General features: G+C 64.1%; 3 protein-coding genes and 1 pseudogene. 3 read left to right on the top strand and 1 reads right to left on the bottom strand.

Annotation, left to right across the window (positions count from 1 at the left end; translation table 11 throughout):
• The first annotated feature begins 434 nt into the window (after positions 1–434).
• A complete protein-coding gene (locus E5Z01_RS18985) occupies positions 435–2162 on the top strand; it encodes a diguanylate cyclase domain-containing protein (protein WP_135230805.1) in 1728 nt (575 codons plus the stop codon).
• Positions 2163–3128: 966 nt separating this feature from the next.
• Here E5Z01_RS18985 and E5Z01_RS18975 read toward each other — a convergent pair.
• Positions 3129–3707, bottom strand: a complete 579-nt coding sequence (locus E5Z01_RS18975) for a TetR/AcrR family transcriptional regulator (protein ID WP_135230804.1) — start codon at positions 3705–3707, stop codon at positions 3129–3131.
• Between the two features lie 199 nt (positions 3708–3906).
• Between E5Z01_RS18975 and E5Z01_RS18970 the strand changes: the two genes are divergently transcribed.
• A complete protein-coding gene (locus E5Z01_RS18970; RefSeq protein ID WP_135230803.1) occupies positions 3907–4245 on the top strand; it encodes a Rid family hydrolase in 339 nt (112 codons plus the stop codon).
• A gap of 37 nt (positions 4246–4282) precedes the next feature.
• A pseudogene (locus E5Z01_RS18965) lies at positions 4283–4527 on the top strand (IS6 family transposase); the annotation flags it as partial.

The raw sequence follows: 4527 nt of genomic DNA, 5'->3' as shown, positions 1-4527 counted from the left end.
CCAGTCAAAGACGAGTGAATCAGACCTCCGCAACGCGGGTATGGCATGAAGCGTTGCAACAAGCAGCCTGAAACTCAGGCTGCACTTCGGGTCGTTTTACCTCGGCGAAGTTAAGTTGCCAGAACCCCTGGAACAGATCGAGTTGTGATCCAGGTTGCTAGGGTAATCCGCTGTTCCTATTCTCAGGTCACCCCCAGTGGGAGGGTCAGCGGCCGCGCCGGATGTTCCAGGTGACGGTGCGTTTCCAGGCTTTTCCTTCGCTGACATCTCCGCTGAGGACGGCGCGGGCCTGCGGACCGATGGTCAGCGGGGTCACCCTGGCCCCACCTGCCAGACATTCCGTCCACAGGGACCTCAAGTCCACCCGGTCGGACCTCATCTCAATGATTCGACGTTCAAGGTTTTCGTAAGAGCTCTCTCCCTACGCTGCCCCTGTGCCCGCCGTCCAAGCAACCCCTCATTCTCCAGCAGGCACGTCACATGACGAGCGGCTCCGTGACCTGCTCCAGACGGCCGAAACTCTTGTCGTCTCGGACGCCGAACAGGCTGAAAGGCTGCTGCGGGAAGCCCAGTCCCTCGCCGCCCACCTCGGAGACCCGTCACGCGAAGCCCTCGCCTTGACGCTCCTGGGCGCCACCTACTATTTCCGCTCCCAGTACGACACCGCGCTGGGCATCCTCCAACAGGCTCACGACCTCGCAGAACGGACACGGGACAGGGTGATCGCTGCCCGGGTCACCAACAACATGGGCCTGTGCGCCGTGGCCCTGGGCCATTACGGCGAAGGCATGGAGCACTACCAGAAGAGCCTCAGCCTCGCCGGGAATCACGACCACGCCGGACGAGCGCGTGCCCTGAGCAACATGGGGCTCATCCACGCGGACCTCGGCGACTACCCGCTGGCCCTGGACATGTTCCAGGAGGTGATGACGCTGATCCGCCGCCCGGAGCTGGCAGACCTGACCCTGTTCTCGTCCGCAGGAACGATCAACCTCGTCCGGGCCTACTACCATCTGGGGCGCCTGGACGAGGCCATGCAACTGGTCACGGAGCACCTTCCCAGGGTCCGGGCGTTCGGCATCCGGCAGCACGAGGTGGCCCTGCGAACCTGGATCCTGGCCTGCCTGATCGACGCCGGCCGGACCCGTGAAGTGGTGACCGAAGCCGAGTCGCTCTTGCCGCTGGCGCAGGATGTCGATGACCGGGAGCATCTGGTGTACGTCCGCAAGCTCTATGGCCAGGCCCTGACCCAGCTCGGGCAGCATGACGCGGCCCAGGCCCAGCTCGAACTCGCCCTTCGTGACGCCCAGCAGCACAACATCCGCCCGCAGCAACGGACGGTCCTGCACGCCCTGAGCGAACTGCACGCTGCACGTGAGGACTGGCAGCAGGCCTACGAAGCACTGAAAGCCCACCAGGCACTCAGTCAGGTGATGCATGCCGAGGCGGTGGAACGCAAAGCGCAGGTGCTCGGCGCCCAGATGCAGATGGAACTGCTGCGCCGGGATGCCGACGACGAACGCCGCAAAAGCACGGAGCTGACTCAGGCCAATCAGGCCCTGCAGGAGGCGCAGGAAGCACTGGCCTACCGGGCGACGCATGACGCCCTCACCGGGCTCGCCAACCGCGCCCACTTCCAGGCGGAGGTGGAACGCGCGCTTCAGCACCCTGCCGGTCACACCTTCGCGATCCTGTTCATTGACCTTGACCGCTTCAAGCACGTCAATGACACCCTGGGACACGACGTTGGGGACGACCTCCTCAAGGAAGTGGCGCGGCGGCTGCGCCAGGTGGTCCGAGCTGGCGACCTGGTCGCCCGGATGGGAGGGGACGAGTTCACCATCATCCTTCACCACCTCCGGGATGGACCGGACGCGCACCGGGTGGCACACAAGATCCTCAATCAACTCGCGCGTCCGGTCCAGGCCGGCGGGCATACCCTCCACATCACCGGCTCGATCGGCGTCGCCCTGGCGCCGCATGACGGCACCGACGTGATCACGCTGCAAAGACACGCGGACATCGCGATGTACAGCGCCAAACGACAGGGCAAAAACGGGGTTCGCCTGTACCACTCGGCTCTGGGTGAAGAAACGGACAAACGCGCCGACACCGGTCGTGACGGCCGAGCGGCCTTCACCGAGCCGGAACAGTCCTGCTGAGAACGGTTTGTAACGCATTCCCAAGCCCTGCTCCGCTGACTGCACGCACAGGGCCTCGTTCGGCCGGGCAGAGTCATCCGCATGGCCAAACACAGCAAACTGACCTTCCCCATGCGTCACCCGGTGCTGCACGAAGCCTGACGGTTCACCGCCTGAGCCTCCCATTCCGGGAAGCCCTCCAGGACGCAGAGCGTCAGGGGGACTGCATGTTGAGCGTCCGTGAAAGCAGTTCAGCCGTGCAGAAGGCGTCTCGTCTGCCCTGACGTGCCTCCGTTCATAGCCTGCAGCTGCCCGAAAGTGCCAGGGCCCGCAGGCTCGCGGCTGCCGGGCAGTTCCCCGTGACGGGCGTGGAGCTGGGGTTTATCAGTGACAGGTTCTCGTTCGTGCTTACAGTAAGACTGGTGGGGTCAGCAAGGCTCAGCACCACGTGCGAGGTCCCCACGTTTCATTCGGGCCATTGGGGCAGGCCTGAAGCCAGTGTTGGCGCGCTGGAGCGGGTCCGTTGCGCACTGCTATCGTCCTGAGATGGCTGGAGTCCTGCCTCGTCAATCCTTCGTGGTTCCTCGGGGACTCTGGTGAGCGTTCCAGGAGATCCTGGCTTCCAGCCGCTGGACTGGACGCGCGTGCTGTTCGGCGAGGCCTTTTCAGCGCCACTGCTTCTCGAGATCCTGCTCCGGACTGGCGTGGTGTTCCTCTGGCTGCTGTTCCTCCTGCGCATGACCGGCAAGCGCGGCCTGTCGCAGCTCAGCCCCCTGGAACTTGCCATCGTGATCGCCCTGGGCTCTGCCGCTGGAGATCCCATGCTCTACACGGAAGTCCCCGTGCTGCTGGCGATGCTGGTGCTCACCGGCGTGGTGAGGACGACATCCGCAGGGGGCCGTTCCTCGTCCAGGCCACCGATGTTGCCTCTGTTCAACAGCTGCTTCGCTGGTCTTCGGTGTTCACCATCTGGCGAACCGTCACCCGTTACTGCTGTGGCGGCTCACGCAGCAGGCCGCTGGCAAGGTGTTGAAATGCCGTCTGCGCTTTGTCGAGAACGGCGTGCGGGTCTTCGGACGCCGCGATCCAGAGGGCGGCGCTGAGGGCGGCGCCGTTCAGGAGCCGGGCGGCCGCTTCCGGATCAACCGGGCGGACGGTTCCGGTGGCGATCAGGTCTTCGAGCATCTGGGCACTTCGGCGCAGGCAGGCGGTCTGGTTGGGCCATTGCGACGGGTCGCCCAGGACCGCTGGACCGTCCAGGAGCATGACGCGCTGGATCTCCGGTTCCAGGGCCATTTCGATGTAGGCGAGGTGCTCTGCCAGGAAGCCGAGCCAGTCGTTGTCGGCCTGCTCGCGGGCCAGGCGCATGCGGTCAAGCATTTCGGCGTCCATCTGGTCAATGACGGCCTGGAGGAGGCCTTTCTTGTCACCGAAGTGGTGGTAGAGGGCGCCCCGCGTCAGGCCTACTTTGGCTGTCAGGTCGTCCATGGACGCTGCAGCGTATCCCTCGGCGGCGAACGCCTTGCGCGCGCCTTCGATCAGTCTGGCGCGGGTGGATTCAACCATTTGAGCTCGTCGTTTCGCGATGACCATCACCTCTGTTGACCTGTAATACAGGTCGCCATTGACATACGGCGCGTATGTGAGCCGGCCACCGTGTGGCACTGGGCGGCTCCTCCCATCAGCTCACTGAACCCAGTGAGCGTCATCCACCATGATGCCACGCACTCAACGGGCATACCGCCCGCCACAAGGGAGTCCACCCATGACCCGACCTGAAGCTGTTTTCCCTGCCCAACGGCACGGCCTGTACGACCTCCACTGCTACTCGGCGGCCATCCGCTCCGGAGACCTGCTGTTCGTGTCCGGCCAGGTGGGGAGCCACGCAGACGGCTCACCAGAACCCGACTTCGAGAAACAGGTGGCCCTGGCCTTCGACAATCTCAAAGCCGTCCTGGCCGCCGCCCACTGCACCTTCGACGACGTGGTCGACGTCACCACCTTCCACACCAACCCTGACGCGCAGGCTCCGGTTCCCCGACACCAGCGAGCGGAGCATCACCACCGCCGGCCTCCAGACCTTCGCGGGCCTCATGCCTGGTGACGGTTCTGGCAAGTTAACGCTGATAGGCTCCTGAGCTGTGACTGACCGGAAACCCTATCGACACCGTTTCCCACTGAGCGTGATTGGGTATGCCCTGTGGCTGTACCACCGCTTTCCGCTTAGCCAACGTGATGTTCAAGAGCTTCTTCATGAAAGAGGAATCCACGTCAGTCACGAAACCCTTCGCCAGTGGAACATCAAATTCGCTCCGCTCCTCACTGAGGAATTGCGCCACCGGGAACCCCGTCGGGGTTCCCGGTGGCATCTGGATGAGGTGCATGT

This window comes from Deinococcus fonticola (assembly GCF_004634215.1).
GTDB classification, from domain to species: domain Bacteria; phylum Deinococcota; class Deinococci; order Deinococcales; family Deinococcaceae; genus Deinococcus; species Deinococcus fonticola.
Note: the sequence above shows the minus strand (reverse complement) of the source record. Positions and strands in the feature narration are given on the sequence as shown.

What these genes read in the sequence shown, in the direction of transcription:
- E5Z01_RS18975 (WP_135230804.1), bottom strand. Translation starts at nt 3,707, where the DNA reads ATGGTTGAATCCACCCGCGCCAGACTGATCGAAGGCGCGCGCAAGGCG.
- E5Z01_RS18970 (WP_135230803.1), top strand. Translation starts at nt 3,907, where the DNA reads ATGACCCGACCTGAAGCTGTTTTCCCTGCCCAACGGCACGGCCTGTAC.